The organism is Pseudomonas sp. Choline-02u-1, assembly GCF_002836515.1.
Lineage (GTDB): Bacteria > Pseudomonadota > Gammaproteobacteria > Pseudomonadales > Pseudomonadaceae > Aquipseudomonas.
On the sequence record NZ_PJBC01000013.1, the window covers coordinates 14,308 to 29,258 of the forward strand.

15 protein-coding genes are annotated in these 14,951 nt (G+C 61.2%); 6 read left to right on the plus strand and 9 right to left on the minus strand.

Annotation, left to right across the window (positions count from 1 at the left end):
• Nucleotides 1-56: 56 nt before the first annotated feature.
• The 4 genes from CXF97_RS10050 to CXF97_RS10070 all read right to left on the minus strand — a co-directional run bounded on the left by CXF97_RS10050 (nt 57) and on the right by CXF97_RS10070 (nt 6,525).
• Nucleotides 57-839, minus strand: coding sequence for a transporter substrate-binding domain-containing protein (locus CXF97_RS10050; RefSeq protein ID WP_042608231.1), 783 nt, complete (start codon nt 837-839; stop codon nt 57-59).
• 327 nt (nt 840-1,166) lie between these two features.
• Complete coding sequence (locus CXF97_RS10055; RefSeq protein WP_101158370.1) at nt 1,167-2,855, minus strand: ATP-dependent DNA ligase; 1,689 nt, start codon at nt 2,853-2,855, stop codon at nt 1,167-1,169.
• Entirely contained in the window at nt 2,852-3,886 is a 1,035-nt protein-coding gene (locus CXF97_RS10060) for a ligase-associated DNA damage response exonuclease (protein ID WP_101158371.1), read from the minus strand. The genes CXF97_RS10055 and CXF97_RS10060 overlap by 4 nt, the downstream gene beginning before the upstream one ends.
• 188 nt (nt 3,887-4,074) lie before the next feature.
• Nucleotides 4,075-6,525 (minus strand): penicillin acylase family protein, encoded by a 2,451-nt coding sequence (locus tag CXF97_RS10070; RefSeq protein ID WP_101158372.1) that lies wholly within the window; start codon nt 6,523-6,525, stop codon nt 4,075-4,077.
• 201 nt (nt 6,526-6,726) lie between these two features.
• Here CXF97_RS10070 and CXF97_RS10075 point away from each other — a divergent pair, with 201 nt between their 5' ends.
• Nucleotides 6,727-7,284, plus strand: a complete 558-nt coding sequence (locus CXF97_RS10075) for a cysteine hydrolase family protein (protein WP_101158373.1) — start codon at nt 6,727-6,729, stop codon at nt 7,282-7,284.
• Between the two features lie 147 nt (nt 7,285-7,431).
• Here the strand turns inward: CXF97_RS10075 and CXF97_RS10080 are convergent, their stop codons facing one another.
• The 4 genes from CXF97_RS10080 to CXF97_RS10095 all read right to left on the minus strand — a co-directional run bounded on the left by CXF97_RS10080 (nt 7,432) and on the right by CXF97_RS10095 (nt 9,227).
• Nucleotides 7,432-7,635 (minus strand): SEC-C metal-binding domain-containing protein, encoded by a 204-nt coding sequence (locus CXF97_RS10080; protein ID WP_003198420.1) that lies wholly within the window; start codon nt 7,633-7,635, stop codon nt 7,432-7,434.
• Nucleotides 7,636-7,640: 5 nt separating this feature from the next.
• A complete protein-coding gene (locus tag CXF97_RS10085; protein WP_101158374.1) occupies nt 7,641-8,126 on the minus strand; it encodes an LEA type 2 family protein in 486 nt (161 codons plus the stop codon).
• 122 nt (nt 8,127-8,248) lie between these two features.
• Nucleotides 8,249-8,725: a YchJ family protein gene (locus CXF97_RS10090; RefSeq protein WP_101158375.1), complete on the minus strand. Its 477-nt coding sequence runs from the start codon at nt 8,723-8,725 to the stop codon at nt 8,249-8,251.
• A gap of 4 nt (nt 8,726-8,729) precedes the next feature.
• The gene (locus CXF97_RS10095; protein ID WP_101158376.1) at nt 8,730-9,227 is read right to left on the minus strand and encodes a DUF6231 family protein; all 498 of its coding nucleotides are present in this window, start codon (nt 9,225-9,227) and stop codon (nt 8,730-8,732) included.
• A gap of 199 nt (nt 9,228-9,426) precedes the next feature.
• Between CXF97_RS10095 and CXF97_RS10100 the strand changes: the two genes are divergently transcribed.
• From CXF97_RS10100 to CXF97_RS10115, 4 genes are all read left to right on the plus strand, one after another.
• The gene (locus CXF97_RS10100) at nt 9,427-10,122 is read left to right on the plus strand and encodes an OmpA family protein (RefSeq protein ID WP_101158377.1); all 696 of its coding nucleotides are present in this window, start codon (nt 9,427-9,429) and stop codon (nt 10,120-10,122) included.
• Between the two features lie 90 nt (nt 10,123-10,212).
• The gene (locus CXF97_RS10105; protein WP_101158378.1) at nt 10,213-10,935 is read left to right on the plus strand and encodes an OmpA family protein; all 723 of its coding nucleotides are present in this window, start codon (nt 10,213-10,215) and stop codon (nt 10,933-10,935) included.
• A 160-nt stretch (nt 10,936-11,095) separates the two neighbouring features.
• On the plus strand, nt 11,096-11,377 hold the full coding sequence (locus tag CXF97_RS10110) for a DUF1145 domain-containing protein (protein ID WP_101158379.1): 282 nt from the start codon (nt 11,096-11,098) through the stop codon (nt 11,375-11,377).
• Entirely contained in the window at nt 11,370-12,128 is a 759-nt protein-coding gene (locus CXF97_RS10115; RefSeq protein WP_101158380.1) for a collagen-like protein, read from the plus strand. Before CXF97_RS10110 ends, CXF97_RS10115 begins: the two co-directional genes overlap by 8 nt.
• 42 nt (nt 12,129-12,170) lie before the next feature.
• Here CXF97_RS10115 and CXF97_RS10120 read toward each other — a convergent pair whose 3' ends face one another.
• Complete coding sequence (locus CXF97_RS10120; RefSeq protein ID WP_076566254.1) at nt 12,171-12,629, minus strand: CopD family protein; 459 nt, start codon at nt 12,627-12,629, stop codon at nt 12,171-12,173.
• Nucleotides 12,630-12,726: 97 nt separating this feature from the next.
• Between CXF97_RS10120 and dinG the strand changes: the two genes are divergently transcribed.
• Nucleotides 12,727-14,871 carry an ATP-dependent DNA helicase DinG gene (dinG, locus tag CXF97_RS10125; RefSeq protein WP_101158381.1) on the plus strand — a complete coding sequence of 715 codons (2,145 nt, stop codon included), beginning with the start codon at nt 12,727-12,729 and terminating at the stop codon, nt 14,869-14,871.
• Nucleotides 14,872-14,951: the final 80 nt, after the last annotated feature.

Sequence of the window (14,951 nt, forward strand, 5' to 3'; positions counted from 1 at the left end):
AAATCAGCAACCTGAGCGGATGGAAAAGGCGCCCATCGAGGATGGGCGCCGGGGCATTATTTACCGCTGTAGAGGTTCAGGTCGCCAAAGTGTTTCTTTTGAATCTCGGCGTATTTGCCGTCGTCGTGTAACGCTTTGATACCTTTATCCAAAAGTGCTTTCAGCTCAGTGTTACCTTTCTTGATACCGACAGCCGTTTTGGCTGGCAGCAATTCGCTGTCGACCGGCTGGCTGATTTCATAATCGGCACCTTTTGGCGACTTCAGGAAGCCCAGTTCGGCTTGCAGCATGTCCTGGATACCGGCGTCGAGACGGCCGGAGGTCAGGTCGGAATACACTTGATCCTGGTTCTGATAGGCCTGGGTTTTCACGCCGGCCTTGTCCAGCACGGCTTTGGCGTAGGCTTCCTGAATGGTGCCTTGCTCATAGCCAACGGTTTTGCCCTTCAGCGACGCAACGTCAGCGGTGATGCCCGAGCCTTTCTTGAACACGTAAGCGGTCGGGCCGGAAAACAGTTCGCTGGAGAAGTCGATGACCTTCTCGCGGGCCGGGGTCACGGTCATCGACGAGATCACACCGTCGAACTTGTTGGCCTTAAGGCCCGGAATCATGCCGTCAAAGTCGCTTTCGACCCACTTGCACTTGACCTTCAGTTCGGCGCAGATCGCGTTGCCCAGGTCGATGTCGAAACCGACCAGGCTGCCATCGGCCGCTTTCGACTCGAACGGTGCGTACGAAGGGTCAACGCCAAAGCGCAGCTCTTTGTATTCCTTGGCCAGCGCGGAGCCGGCGGCCATGCACAACGCCAGTGCAGAAAGGGTCAGCAATGCTTTTTTCATTATTCAATCCCTAAGAACCAATATGAGCGCTTGTGGCGCAGAATTATTGTTACTGCAACGCTTACGACCTATAGAAACTAGCAATTTCCGAACCAGAGTGCCGAACAGGTGTTTTAAAAGGTTGTAGCACAGGGCAGGAAAGTTTTTGGTGCGGCGGGAAGGTTGACTGAAAATTTCTGCACTGTTTTGGCGCCAGGATGATTGATCGTTCCCACGCTCCTGCGTGGGAATGCATCAACGGACGCTCCGCGTTCGGGTCTGGAGGGGAAGCAGAGCGTCCCGGGCTGCATTCCCACGCAGAGCGTGGGAACGATCAGTGAAAAGGGGCTAAGCCAGCAGATCCTGGAGGGTAGCGAGGCTGTCGGCTTCTTCGACGGTCTTGTCCTTGCGCCAGCGCAGCATTCGCGGAAAGCGCACCGCGATGCCGCTCTTGTGCCGGCGCGACAGGGCGATGCCTTCGAAGCCCAGTTCGAACACCAGGCTCGGTTTGACGCTGCTGACCGGGCCGAATTTCTCCACCGTGGTCTTGCGCACGATGCTGTCGACCTGGCGCATCTCCTCATCGGTCAGCCCCGAATAGGCCTTGGCGAACGGCACCAGCGAGCGCTGACTGGATTCGGGCGGGCCGTCCCACACGGCGAAGGTGTAATCGCTGTAAAGACTGGCGCGCCGACCGTGCCCGCGCTGGGCGTAAATCAGTACCGCGTCGACGCTGAACGGATCGACTTTCCACTTCCACCACACGCCCATGTCCTTGGTACGGCCCACGCCATACAACGAATCCCGGGCCTTGAGCATCATGCCCTCGACACCGAGCTTGCGTGACGCCTCGCGCTGGCGACCGAGGTCTAGCCAGTCGTCGCCGGTCAGGACAGGCGAGGGCAGCAGGACCGGGCTGTTGCAACGCGCGATCACCTGTTCGAGTTGCGCACGGCGCTTGACCTGCGGTTGATTGCGCCAGTCCTCGCCCTGCCATTCCAGCAAATCGTAAGCGAGTACCACCACTGGCACCTCTTCGAGAATCTTCTTGTCGAGGGTTTTGCGGCCGATGCGTTGTTGCAGCAGGGCGAACGGTTGCACGGCGGGCGGCTCATCCGATTGCGGATCGAAGGCATCTTCGCTGCTCGGATGGGAGCTTTTCCATACGACGATTTCGCCATCGATCACCGTGCCATCGGGCAAGCCGTGAACCAACACATCGAGTTCGGGAAAGCGCTCGGTTACCAGCTCTTCGCCGCGCGACCATACCCACAGCTTGCCGTCACGCTTGACCACCTGCGCGCGGATGCCATCCCACTTCCATTCCACCTGCCAGTCGCTGGCCGGTCCGAGCAGTGTTTCGAATTCCTCGACGGGTTGCGACAAGGCATGGGCGAGAAAAAACGGGTAGGGCTGGCCGCCGCGCTGGGCGTGCTCGTCAGCCGACTCCGGGGCGATAAGTTTCAGGTAACTGGCCGCAGTCGGCCGGTTCGACAGATCGGTGTAACCGACCAGACGTTGAGCCACGCGTTTGCTGTCGAGCCCAGCCATCGAGGCGAGTGCGCGGGTGACCAGCAATTTCGATACGCCGACACGGAAACTGCCGGTGATCAACTTGATGCACAGCATCAGGCTCGGCCGATCCAGCTGCGCCCACAACATCGGCAGTTGCCGTGCCAGATACTCCGGTGTTTCACCGCGCAACGGCAACAGCTTGTCTTCGATCCATTCGGCAAGACCGGCCTCGGAGCTGTGGGGATTTTCCGGCAGCACCAGAGAAATGGTCTCGGCCAGATCGCCGACCGCCTGGTAGCTTTCTTCGAACAGCCACGGCTCCAGGCCCGAAACCTCGACGGCCAGCTCGCGAAGGATACGCACCGGCACCAGTTGCCGGGGCCTGCCGCCAGAAAGAAAATAAACCGCCCATGCGGCATCTTCTGACGCGGCCTGCGCGAAGTATGCCTGCATCGCCGCCAGCTTGGCGTTGCTCGACGTGGTGGCGTCGAGTTCGGTATATAACTCGGCGAATGCCTTCATACGTGGGTCTCGGCAACGGTGGGTTCGGTGGCGGTGTTGTCGTCTTCGTCATCGCCGTATTCGGTGCTGAAGCCTTGCGCATCAAGGCCCTGTTCGCGCAGATGACGCACGAGCACGCCGATCGAGCCATGGGTGACCATCACTCGTTCCGCGCCAGTCTGGTTGATCGCCCAGAGCAGGCCGGGCCAGTCGGCGTGATCGGAGAGCACAAAGCCTCGATCAACGCCGCGCCGCCGCCGGGTGCCGCGAAGGCGCATCCAGCCACTGGCGAAGGCATCGCTGAAATCGCCGAAACGGCGCATCCAGGTACTGCCGCCCGCCGAAGGCGGAGCAATGACCAGCGCCTGGCGCATGATCGGGTCGCTTTTTTTCACGTCGCCCGCATAGATCGTCGGCGGCAGGTACACGCCGGCATCGCGGTAGACGCGGTTCAATGGTTCGACCGCGCCGTGACTGAGGATCGGCCCGAGGGTTTCGTCGATTCCGTGAAGAATCCGCTGAGCCTTGCCGAAGGAGTAGCAGAACAGCACGCTGGCCTTGCCGGCGGCGATATTGGCCGCCCACCATTGATTGATCTCAGCGAAGATCTGCGCCTGCGGCTGCCAGCGATAGATCGGCAGGCCGAAGGTCGATTCGGTGATGAAGGTGTGGCAGCGTACTGGTTCGAATGGAGTGCAGGTGCCGTCCGGCTCGACCTTGTAATCGCCGGATGCGACCCAGACTTCGCCGCCATATTCAAGGCGCACCTGCGCCGAGCCGAGGACATGCCCGGCGGGGTGAAAACTCAGGGTGACGCCGTGGTGGGTCAGGCGCTGGCCGTAGTCGAGGGTTTGCAACTGGATGTCCTGACCCAGACGCGCGCGCAGAATCCCGGCGCTGGCGCTGCTCGACAGATAGTGCTGATTACCGGTGCGCGCGTGATCGCCATGGGCATGGGTAATCACCGAACGCTCGACCGGCCGCCACGGATCGATATAGAAATCCCCGGCGGGGCAGTAGAGACCTTCAGGTCGGGCGATAACAAGATCCATGTCGTGACCGGAATGGGGGGCTTGTTAACTATGAGGCGGGCGTGAGTCTGGAAGTTCGATCGGTTTTGAAGTGCTACGCAAAGGCCATGTGGGGGCGGGCATGCTCGCGAAAGCGGTGTTTCAGACGATACCGGTATCGACTGACAGGACGCCTTCGCGAGCAAGCCCGCTCCCACAGGTTGCAGCTGTTACTTGCCGGGAGTCAGGGTCAACCGTGTCTTGCCATACACCCGATCAAAGTTCTGCGGCTGCATCGGCAGGCCGATGTACTGACCCTTGAGCCACGCATCGATCCCGTTCAGGTAGTTGGGACTCAGTGGATTGCCCGACTGCCCCGTACCGTTCTGCGCCATCAGCGGTTCGCTCTGGCCGAAGTCGACGATAAAGCGCATCGACGGCGCGCGCGCGGTGACGAAGTCCTGGCCCCAGGCAAACGCCGAGCTGTTCAGCGTGGTGTGGTCGCCACCGGCCGCCAGCGGCCCGCGCACAGTCTGACCGTTGCTGTTCTTCCACGCATAGCTGTGCAATTTGCCCCACTGCCAGGCGCGATGATCGCCGCCCAACTGACTGTCGCCAGCCGTAATCGCCGCAGCGAGGCTGCGGGCAAGAATCACCGATTTATCTTCCTTCTGCGGCGTGCGCAGGTCATCCCAGAACGGACTGTCCTCGCGTCCCAGGAGATGGTCAGCCTGCGCTGCGTAGGACAGATCGCCATTGGCGACAAAGGCTTTCCACGCCGGGCTCGACTCTGGCCCCAGTTCGTCGAGGAAAATCTGCTTCATGCTTTCCTGCAGAAACAGTTCATAAATCGCCGCATCCGCCGAGGTCGGGCTGAGCTTGCCGTCGAAGGCCATCAAACGCATGAACGCTTCGCGAGCCTTGCTCCGCTCGGCTTCCGGCAGGGCGTCGATCGCCTGTTTCAGCGGCTGCTTCATGCCCGGTGCTTCGAAGACTTTTTTCAATTTCGCGGCGAAGGTGGTGGTCTGGTCGTACTGCATGGCGATCACGCTGCGGCTGTCGTGCTTGCCGCTGCCAGCCATTTCCGCCAAGCGTTCGCCACGCTCCGGTGCCGCCCAGGATTTCGACAACTGCATGCCGTAGCCGTCGGGGATGACGCGCTGGTTGGCGGTGCCGAGCCAGCCTTGCGCCGGGTCCTGATCGTAGGGGTGCAACATCGGGTCGGCGTAACCGTCCCAGTCGTAGCGACCGTCCCAGCCCGGCGAGGGCAGCAGGCCTTCACCTTCGCGACGGTTGGGGAAGCGCCCGGTGACCTGCCAGCCGATATTGCTCGCATCGGCAAACACCAGATTCAGGGTAATGGCGCGGATTTCGCGACTGGCGTCCGATGCGCGCTCGACGTTCTGCGCGCGGGTCAGGTCGAAGAAGGCGTCCAGCGATTTGTCGTCAGTGAAACTCGGTGTCTGCAAAGCGAGGCCGAAACCGCTGCCCTGCGCCGCTGCCTGGGCACTGTTGAGCAGCGCGCCGTGGCGGGTTTCGTATACGGCTTCGCGAATCGGTCGCTGGCCTTTGACAAAGTAGGTTTCGTTGCGCACACCCAGCGGCTGCCATTTGCCGTTGACTTCATAAGTGAGGCTGCTGCCCTGACGGCGAATTTTCTCAAGGAACAGGTCCTGGTTATCGCCAAGCACGCTAGTCATGCTCCACGCCACTTTGCCGTTGAAGCCGCCGAGCACCATCGGCAGGCCGGCAACCGTGACGCCAGCGGCCTGATATTTCGGCGCGCGGATCTGCACGAAACTCCACAACGACGGCGCGGCCAGTGGCCCGTGGGCATCGCTGGCCAACAGGCTCTTGCCGCTGCGGCTGCGTTGCGGGGCGATCGCCCAGTTGTTCGCAGTCGGCGTGCCGAGCAGGTTCAGCGCCGACAGTTGCTGGCTGGCGCTGCTCAGTTCCGTCAGGCCCGGAATCTGCCCATTGAGTTTGAGGCCCTGCAGCTTGTCGGCTTCAGCCACGGGCAGGTTTTCATCAGGCGCCGACGGAGTCAGCCAGGCGAGTTTGTCGGTGGTCACGGTTTGCGCGAGCACCAGTGACTGGATTTCCTCCGGCAGGTTGGCCGACTGGCTGAAGTTGAGCAGGGCAAAAATCAGCGCCGAATCTTCCGGTTTCCAGTATTCCGGTTTGTAGCCGCTGGCGGCGAGGTCGCCCGGCAACTTGTCGGCGTAGCGGAACAGATACGCATTGACGCCCCGCGCATACACTTCGAAGAAGCGTTTGAGTCGTGGCGACGAGGCCTTATACAGCTCGCCGGCGCTCTTCTTCAGATTGACCGCGCGCATGTAGCGGTCGGCATCGAGCATCGAGGCGCCGGACATTTCCGCCAGCCGGCCCTGAGCCAACAGCCGCAGGGTGACCATCTGGTTGATGCGGTCGCTGGCATGGACGTAACCGAGACTGAACAGTGCGTCATGGAAGCTGTTGCTTTCGATCAGCGGCATGCCCATCGCATTGCGCCTCACCGATACGTTCTGCGCCAGGCCCTTGAGCGGTTGCACGCCGGAGGTTGGTGGCAGGCTGTCCTGGGCATTCCAGGTCTGGCAACCGGACAGGCCGAGGACACCGGCCACTGCTGCGGCAACGCCGAACCGGGGAAGAAAATGTGTAAGGGCTGGCGAGGCCATGGCGAAGCTCCTGCGGGGGTATAAGGCTGGGGGTGCAATAAAGCCGCTACGTTAGTGACGGCGCGAGGGCCGCGCAAGCGGGGCGAGCGGTTATTTATGCAGTTGTCGGCTGATCGGTCAGAGGCTTGGCAGTTGCCTGTGAGAAAGCGCTGATGTTGAACTACGGAAAAAGTCCAGAGACCTGCCAGGAGTAAGATCGTCATGGAGCTTCAGAGCAACGCTGCGCTGATCATCATCGACCAGCAGAAAGGCATTCTGCATCCGCGTCTGGGGCGACGGAATAATCCTCAGGCCGAGGAGAGAATGCTCGAATTATTGGCGCTGTGGCGGCGGACCAGACGCCCGGTAATTCACGTCCAGCATTTGTCGCGCTCACCTGATTCGGTGTTCTGGCCCGAGCAGTCCGGGGTGGAGTTTCAGCCGCGCTTCGTTGCGCAGGACCGTGAATGGCTGATCCAGAAACAGGTGCCGGACGCGTTCTGCGCAACCGGGCTGCAACTGCGGTTGCACGAGGCGGGGGTTGGCCAATTGATCATTGTCGGTGTCGCGACCAATAACTCGGTTGAGTCAACGGCGCGCAGCGCAGGCAATTTGGGGTTCGACACGTGGGTGGCAGAGGATGCGTGCTTTACTTTCGACAAGGCTGATTACTTCGGCACACCGCGTAGTGCTGAAGAGGTGCACGGGATGTCGCTGGGCAATCTTGATGGGGAGTATGCGACGGTGGTCGGCTCTTCGCAGATTCTGGCGGCGGGCTGAAGTTTTTTAGTGGAGGCGCCGCCGCCTTCGCGAGCAGGCTCGCTCCTGCACTCGACCGCATTTCGTCAGAAGGAATGCAATTGACTGTGGGAGCGGGCTTGCTCGCGAAAGCGGTGTGTCAGGCGAAGAGGATCTGCGCCCGTGGCATCAAGCGCCGTGGCACTTCTTGAATTTCTTGCCGTTGCCGCATGGGCAAGGGTCGTTGCGGCCGACGTCTTTCAGGGCGTTGCGCACCGGTTCCTGGTGGGCGTGGCCGCAGTTCGGGCCGTGGACATGGCCATGGTCGTGATCGTGATGGTGGTCATGATCGTGGTTGCAGTCAGGGCCATGGACATGGGGTTGCTGGGTCATCGAGGTCACTCCGGAGTTAGATCGGCGGGGATTATCACGCCATTGCGCTCAAGGTGCACGTAGTGGGCGATGAATAAACCGGTTTCCATTTCCCCCTGCAATCGATAGGGAATCTGCTGGTTCGGATTTTTCAGCAGTTTCACCACGTGTTTGACCTTCGGCCAAAGGTTGGTGCGGATCGGGACTTTAAAGTAAGCGCTGCGTTTGGGCCCGACGGTAAACCAGTGCTCATGCTCGCCTTCAGTGAGCAGCATGTCGGCCAGGTGAATCCGATATTCGAGGCCACGCACAGTCAGGTCACTGTCGTTGGGATTGTCGACGCGAAAATGCAGGATGAATTTCTGCTCGAGCAACTTGGCCCGCACCACCTCGACTTTCACCAAATGCACGGTGGGCTCGACGCTGTCACCGCTGAACCACGAGGCACAGCCGCCGAGGTTTACGATCAGCATCAACAGCAGAAAATGTAATGTGCGCCGGCGACCAAGCATGGTGTTACTCCCTTTGGTGCCAGTCTAGACCTAAAAAGATCGCAGCCTTCGGCAGCTCCTACAGAATGGGCGAAAGTCCTGCGTCAGGGCTGGCGAAGGCTGGGATCTTTTGATCTTGGCTTTCAAGCGCCGAAATAACCCGCACAACACTTCTTGAACTTCTGCCCGCTGCCGCATGGGCAGCCGTCATTGCGGCCCAATTTCATCTGTACCGTCGGGTCGATGAAATACCAGCGTCCGGCGTTCTGCACGAACGAGGAGCGCTCGCGGTGGCTGTGCTCGCCCTGGCTGTCGTGCCAACGCGCAGTGAAGGTGACGAAGGCGTGCTCCGGCTGGCCGCCGAATACTTCCGAACTTTCGACCTCAAGGCCGAGCCAGGTGCTCTGCGCGCTCCAGTCACTGATCGATTGTCGGTTCAAACCTGTTTGCTGGGCGGGCAGGGTGGTCGCCACCAGATAGTCGACCAGGCCCAGCACATAAGCGCTGTAGCGCGAGCGCATCAAGGCTTCGGCGCACGGTGCCGGGTGGCCGTCGTGATAAGGGCCGCAGCAGGCATCCAGCAGATTGCCGCTGCCGCAAGGGCAAATGGCTGTACTCATTGCATTACCACCAGTATTTCCCGAAGTTTTCCGGATTGGCCCAAAAACGCGAATTGAGCCAGTCGGGGACTTGTTTGTAGTCGAGCAGATCGTAAGTGAACAGGGTCAGCACCTGCTCGTCGCGCTGGAAACGCTCGCTGGCCTGCAGGGCCAGCGAATAGAAATCGGTTTGATGCCAGCCGCTGGCCGCCAGATCCGCCAGCACCGCGATGCGGCTGGCGTTGAGATTGCGGATGCCGCCCAACAGGTTCAGGCCCTCGCGCTTGGGCAAATGTTCCAGGCAATCGACCACCAGCGCCAGATCAAAACGTTGCGCGGCCAGCTCGGCGGGCAAGGCGCCGGGCGCGGCATGGGCCACCAGCGTGTCAGGGTGCGCCTGTTTGAAGGCATCCAGAGCCGGAAATTCGCTGGCGCCAATCAGCAGCAGTCGGGCCGGGGCGTAGCGATCCAGCAAAGCGGCCAACGCCTGTTGCGGCGTGCGCGAAGAAATGGCGACGTTCATCGAAGCTCCTCAGTCAGACCGCCAAGACTAGCCTGCCAGACTGCGGCGGCAAAGCGCCCGGTTGCGTCGGTTTTCACTAAAAGTGGCAAACCCCTGTGAACACGGTCGCAAACAGCGGTGGCCTATTGCTGGCGGAGATTAAAACTCCGGTCTTTACTCCCTGAATCGGTTTCAAGCCGATCCCTCAGGAGAACACTAGATGAGCATAGTTCGGACAGCATTACCCTTGGTTCTGCTAACCAGTGTGTTGACTGGTTGTGCAGGTTTGCAGAAAACCGACTGGCCGACCTGTGCGGCGGTCGGTGGCGTGGTCGGTGCCGGTCTCGGCGCGACGGAAAGCGCTTCATGGGCCGGTTATGGTGCGCTGATTGTTGGCGGTACGGCGGCGGCCTATTGCTGGGTGCACGGTGATGGCGATGAAGACGGCGATGGCGTGCCGGACAGTCGCGACAAGTGCCCGGGCACGCCTAAAGGCGTACAGGTCGATGCGGACGGCTGCCCGCCACCGACGCCTGCGCCAGTGATCGAAGAAGCGGTTGTGGTCAAAGAAGAAACCATCGTCATTCGTGACGTGCACTTCGAGTTCGACAAAGCCACGCTGACCGGCCCTGACAAGCAAGTGCTGGACAAGGTCGCCGATCGCCTGAAACAGGAGTCCGCTACCGCGCAACTGACCGTAACCGGTCACACCGACAGTGTCGGCAGCGATGCCTACAACAAGAAACTCTCGGATCGGCGTGCGCATTCGGTGGTGGAATACCTGATCCAGCAGGGCGTACCGCGCGCCAGCTTCGTTTCGGTGTCGGGCCTTGGTGAAAGCCAGCCTGTCGCTGACAACAAGTCGGCCGATGGTCGTGCGCAGAACCGTCGCACCGAAATCAAAATCGTCCGCTAGCCCCTCTCGCATCCACGGCTTGTGCAGTCGCGGATGCGGGTCTTTACTCCTGTGTAACCGGTATGGGCCGGTACACAGGAGCGTTCACAAATGCGTGTTTTCTCAAGGTCCGTCTTGCCGGTGCTGCTGCTAGGCAGCTTGCTCACCGGTTGTGCCACTCACAGCGATGGCACCGCCCCCCTCAATCAACGTACCTGGCCGATCTGCAGCCTGCTTGGCGGCCTGGTCGGCGGCGGTCTTGGCGCGATCGAAAGCGCCGGCTGGGCCGGTGGTGGCGCGGCATTGGGCATCGTCGCCGGGGGGCTGATCTGTTACGCCCAGGATGGCGACGAAGACAGCGACGGCGTTTTTGACCGCCGTGACCGTTGCCCGGACACGCCGGAAAATACCGAAGTCGATCATCGTGGCTGTCCGCTGCCGCAATATCCGGCCGCAGTCAAACCGGTCGAACCGGCGCCGCAAACTGAAGTAATCACCCTGAGCGATGCCGGCAACGTGCTGTTCGATTTCGACAAGTCCGACCTGACCCCGGCGGCAAAAGCCCAGCTCGACACCTTGATGGACAAGCTGCGCAATGCCGATGTGGTCAGCATCAAAGTCATCGGGCATACAGACAGCAAAGGCTCCGACGCCTATAACCAGGCGCTGTCGGAGCGGCGCGCGAGCAGCGTTGCAGCGTACTTGCTGAGTCAGGGCCTGGCGCCGAACAAGCTTACCAGCGAGGGCCGAGGCGAAAGTGAGCCAGTCGCCGATAACGCCACCGATGAAGGCCGCGCGGAAAATCGCCGCGTCGAGCTGCACATCAATCGATAGAAAGCGTCTGTAGTACGCAGGCTAGAGCTGCCGGGTCGAGATCGTCGCCCCGGCAGCCATTTCATCAGCGTTTGCACAAATTTCATTTTTCCCTCTGGCTTATCCCCCGCAGAAGCCGGTACTGTGCGTGCAAAGAATAATTCGCAACACGGGGGAGCGTATGAAGGTGTTCTGGGGGCTGGGGCGTTTGCTGACCCTGCTGTTCTGCTGCGTGGTACTGGCCAATCAACTGGTGCCGTTTGTTCATCCGCTGCATCTGCTGGTCAATCTGGCCGGCGCTCTGTTGTTGCTGATTCATGTGCTTGAAGTGCTGCTGTGCAACCGCAGCCTCAAGGGGCGTGCGCACCCTTGGCGTGATCGTGGCCGCATCCTGTTGTTCGGCGTTTTCCATCTGCAAACCATCCCGGCCCCGGCCGCTCCGGAGGCTTCTTCCCATGCGTAAACTCTGCCTGCTTGCTGCATTCATCAGTCCACTGGCCTGCGCCCAGGTGGTCAACGTGCAAAGCAATTCGCTGATGCGTTTGCCCAACACCACCAGCACGCTGCAACTGGAGAAGCTGGAAGTCGCCGATTACGGCACTCTGCTGATCCCGTCCAACGTGACCGAATTGAACATTGATGAATTGCGACTGGGCCATGAAGCACGCATCGCCATCGTTCCGGCTGAGCAGGCGCTGGAGATGAAAGTGAAACGTGCTGAATTGAGCGACGGCAGCCAGATCACCGCACGTGGCGCCCCCGGCACTTACGAAAAAGCTGCCCGGGCCGGGCGCAATCTGAATCTGCAATTTCAGGCCCTGAGCGCGCCGCAACTGACGGTCGATGCCCGTGGTGGTAGGGGTGCGCCAGGTTTTGTCGGCCTCGACGGCGGCAACGGTGAAGATCCGGGCTGCACCTATGGCTCGGCCGGTCACGGCGCCGATGGCAGTGACGGCAGCGATGGCCAGCCAGGCGCGCCGGGAGCACTGGTGCGCCTGGCCGTGCCACGGGATTTTCCGGTCGAGCTGATCAAGGTCAACGTGGCTGGCGGTGCCGGCGGCCCGGCGGGTGTTGGCGGCAAGGCGGGCAAGGGTGGCAAGTCCAAGGGCTGCCTGGTCTATCGCGCTGACGGCGGCAAGAACGGCAAGGCCGGTGCGGATGGCCAGCCTGGGCCGGAGGGAGCGGCGGGGGCTGTGACTGTGCAGCGCCTTTAACGGCCAACCCGCTGATCGTTCCCACGCAGAGCTTGGGAACGGTCACGGCCGAGCCGCAGCCACCGCCACCAGCACCAACCCGACCAGCAGATTGAGCCCCACCACCCGGCGAATCCGCCCCAGCACCGCCGCACCCGCCGGCCAATCCTTCGCCTCAACCGCTTTGCGCAACTCCGGCAGCATCAACCCCTGAATCCGGATGAACAGCGCCGTCATCACCACATACAAACCGATCATCACCTGCACATACTTCGGCGCGGTTTCAAATCCGACCTGCTGCAGATGCAACATGCCCACGCCGCTGATCGGCAACAGGATCACCGCGACCCAGACCCAACGGAAAAAACCTTGAAACACTTCCACCCACAGGGTCAGGCGAGCGGGGCCGTCCAGGGCCTTCACAGCCGCAGGGCGCAAGACCATCCAGGCGAAAAACATACCGCCGACCCACACCAATGCGGCGAGGACATGCAGAGGGTAAACGAGGCTAAAAGGTGTCATTGGGTCACTCCGTTCTGCGCAGGATCGATTAGCGGGGTATGATAGCCGCCGAATCAAACCACTGAAAATTTATCCAGCGTTTTGCGCCCGACACTCAATGATCAGCACTGAACTCAAAACCACGATCCAGGGCGCCTATTCGCGTTTTCTAGAGGCCAAGAGCCTCAAGCCGCGTTACGGCCAGCGCCTGATGATCGCCGAAATCGCCAAGGTCCTCGGGGATATCGACACCGATGACGAAGGCCGGCGCAGTGGCGACCCCGCGATTGTCGCGGTGGAAGCCGGCACCGGTACCGGCAAGACGGTGGCCTACAGCCTGGCGGCGATCCCCACGGCGAAGCTGGCCGGCAAGCGTCTGGTGATTGCCACCGCGACCGTCGCCCTGCAAGAGCAGATTGTCTACAAGGATCTGCCCGATCTGATGCGCAACAGCGGGCTCAATTTCAGTTTCGCCCTGGCCAAGGGCCGTGGCCGCTACATGTGTCTGTCCAAGCTCGACATGCTGTTGCAGGAAGGCCACGCGCAAACCGCCACCGCGCAGCTGTTCGAGGAAGAAGGCTTCAAGATCGAAGTCGACGAGGCCAGTCAGAAGCTGTTCACCAGCATGATCGAGAAACTCGCCGGCAATAAGTGGGACGGCGATCGCGACAGTTGGCCGAACGCGCTGGAAGACGCCGATTGGGCGCGCCTGACCACCGATCACAGCCAGTGCACCAACCGTCATTGCCCGAACTTCGGCCAGTGCGCCTTCTACAAGGCCCGCGAAGGCATGGGCAAGGTCGACGTGATCGTCACCAACCACGACATGGTTCTGGCTGACCTGGCCTTGGGCGGCGGCGCCGTGCTGCCGGATCCGCGCGACACCATTTACGTGTTCGACGAAGGTCACCACCTGCCGGACAAGGCCATCGGCCATTTCGCTCATTACACGCGCCTGCGCTCCACCGCCGACTGGCTGGAAACCACCGCCAAGAACCTCACCAAACTGCTGGCCCAGCATCCGCTGCCGGGCGATCTGGGCAAGCTGATCGAGCAGGTGCCGGAGCTGGCGCGGGAGATCAAGACCCAGCAGCAGTTCATGTTCACCGCGTGCGAGCAGATCGCCGATTTCAAACCCGGCGAAGATGTCGAAGGCCGTGAGCGCCCGCGTCATCGCTTCGTCGGCGGAGTGATTCCCGAGCACATGCGCGAGATGGGCATCGAGCTTAAAAAAGGCTTTTCCCGTCTCAACGATCTGTTCCAACGTTTGACCGACCTGCTCAAGGAAGGCATGGACGGCGAGGTCAACATCGGCATTGCCAGCAATCAGGCCGAAGAATGGTATCCGCTGTTCGGCAGCCTGTTGTCCCGTGCTTCCGGCAACTGGGAATTATGGACCGCGTTCACCGCCGAAGACCCGGAAGACAGCCCGCCCATGGCGCGCTGGCTGACGTTGGCCGAAAGTGGCTCGCTGTTCGATATCGAGGTCAACGCCAGCCCGATTCTGGCGGCGGAAACCTTGCGTCGCAGTTTGTGGAATGTCGCTTACGGCTGCCTGGTGACGTCCGCGACGTTGACGGCGCTGGGCACTTTCGACCGCTTCCGCATGCGCGCCGGACTGCCGAAAAAGGCTGTCACAGCGGTGGTGCCGAGCCCGTTCCATCATGCCGACGCCGGCGTGTTGCGCGTGCCGGATCTGAAGGCCGACCCGCGCGATGCCGCTGCCCACACGGCGGCAATCATTCGCGAACTGCCCGATCTGGTCGAAGGTTCCCGCGGCACGCTGGTGCTGTTCTCCTCGCGCAAGCAGATGCAGGACGTGTTCGACGGTCTCGACCGTGACTGGCGCAAGCAAGTGTTCATTCAGGGCAACCTGTCGAAACAGGAAACCCTGAACAAGCACAAGGCGCGGGTCGACGGCGGTGATTCCAGCGTGCTGTTCGGGCTGGCCAGTTTTGCCGAAGGTGTCGACTTGCCAGGGGCTTATTGCGAGCACGTGGTGATCGCCAAGATTCCGTTCTCGGTGCCTGACGATCCGGTCGAAGCCGCGTTGTCGGAGTGGATCGAGGCGCGCGGTGGCAATCCGTTCATGGAAATCTCCGTGCCCGATGCCTCGCTGAAACTGGTTCAGGCCTGCGGCCGTCTGCTGCGCACCGAAGAAGACCGCGGCACCATCACCTTGCTCGACCGGCGTCTGGTCACCCAGCGCTACGGCAAGGCGATCCTCAATGCGTTGCCGCCTTTCCGTCGTGAAATATCCTGAGACACGGGTGGGCCGATTGGCCCGCCGCGTTGTCTATCTCTCTGCCACCGCTTTTTCACTGGCCTTGACTGGTCGTTAGG

Excerpts from the sequence above, each read along its gene's own strand:
- CXF97_RS10100 (WP_101158377.1), top strand. The coding sequence starts at position 9,427 with ATGAGCATAGTTCGGACAGCATTACCCTTGGTTCTGCTAACCAGTGTG.
- CXF97_RS10055 (WP_101158370.1), bottom strand. The coding sequence starts at position 2,855 with ATGAAGGCATTCGCCGAGTTATATACCGAACTCGACGCCACCACGTCG.
- CXF97_RS10050 (WP_042608231.1), bottom strand. The coding sequence starts at position 839 with ATGAAAAAAGCATTGCTGACCCTTTCTGCACTGGCGTTGTGCATGGCC.
- CXF97_RS10090 (WP_101158375.1), bottom strand. The coding sequence starts at position 8,725 with ATGAGTACAGCCATTTGCCCTTGCGGCAGCGGCAATCTGCTGGATGCC.
- CXF97_RS10120 (WP_076566254.1), bottom strand. The coding sequence starts at position 12,629 with ATGACACCTTTTAGCCTCGTTTACCCTCTGCATGTCCTCGCCGCATTG.
- CXF97_RS10115 (WP_101158380.1), top strand. The coding sequence starts at position 11,370 with ATGCGTAAACTCTGCCTGCTTGCTGCATTCATCAGTCCACTGGCCTGC.
- CXF97_RS10110 (WP_101158379.1), top strand. The coding sequence starts at position 11,096 with ATGAAGGTGTTCTGGGGGCTGGGGCGTTTGCTGACCCTGCTGTTCTGC.
- CXF97_RS10095 (WP_101158376.1), bottom strand. The coding sequence starts at position 9,227 with ATGAACGTCGCCATTTCTTCGCGCACGCCGCAACAGGCGTTGGCCGCT.
- CXF97_RS10070 (WP_101158372.1), bottom strand. The coding sequence starts at position 6,525 with ATGGCCTCGCCAGCCCTTACACATTTTCTTCCCCGGTTCGGCGTTGCC.
- CXF97_RS10085 (WP_101158374.1), bottom strand. The coding sequence starts at position 8,126 with ATGCTTGGTCGCCGGCGCACATTACATTTTCTGCTGTTGATGCTGATC.
- CXF97_RS10075 (WP_101158373.1), top strand. The coding sequence starts at position 6,727 with ATGGAGCTTCAGAGCAACGCTGCGCTGATCATCATCGACCAGCAGAAA.
- CXF97_RS10060 (WP_101158371.1), bottom strand. The coding sequence starts at position 3,886 with ATGGATCTTGTTATCGCCCGACCTGAAGGTCTCTACTGCCCCGCCGGG.
- dinG (WP_101158381.1), top strand. The coding sequence starts at position 12,727 with ATGATCAGCACTGAACTCAAAACCACGATCCAGGGCGCCTATTCGCGT.
- CXF97_RS10105 (WP_101158378.1), top strand. The coding sequence starts at position 10,213 with ATGCGTGTTTTCTCAAGGTCCGTCTTGCCGGTGCTGCTGCTAGGCAGC.
- CXF97_RS10080 (WP_003198420.1), bottom strand. The coding sequence starts at position 7,635 with ATGACCCAGCAACCCCATGTCCATGGCCCTGACTGCAACCACGATCAT.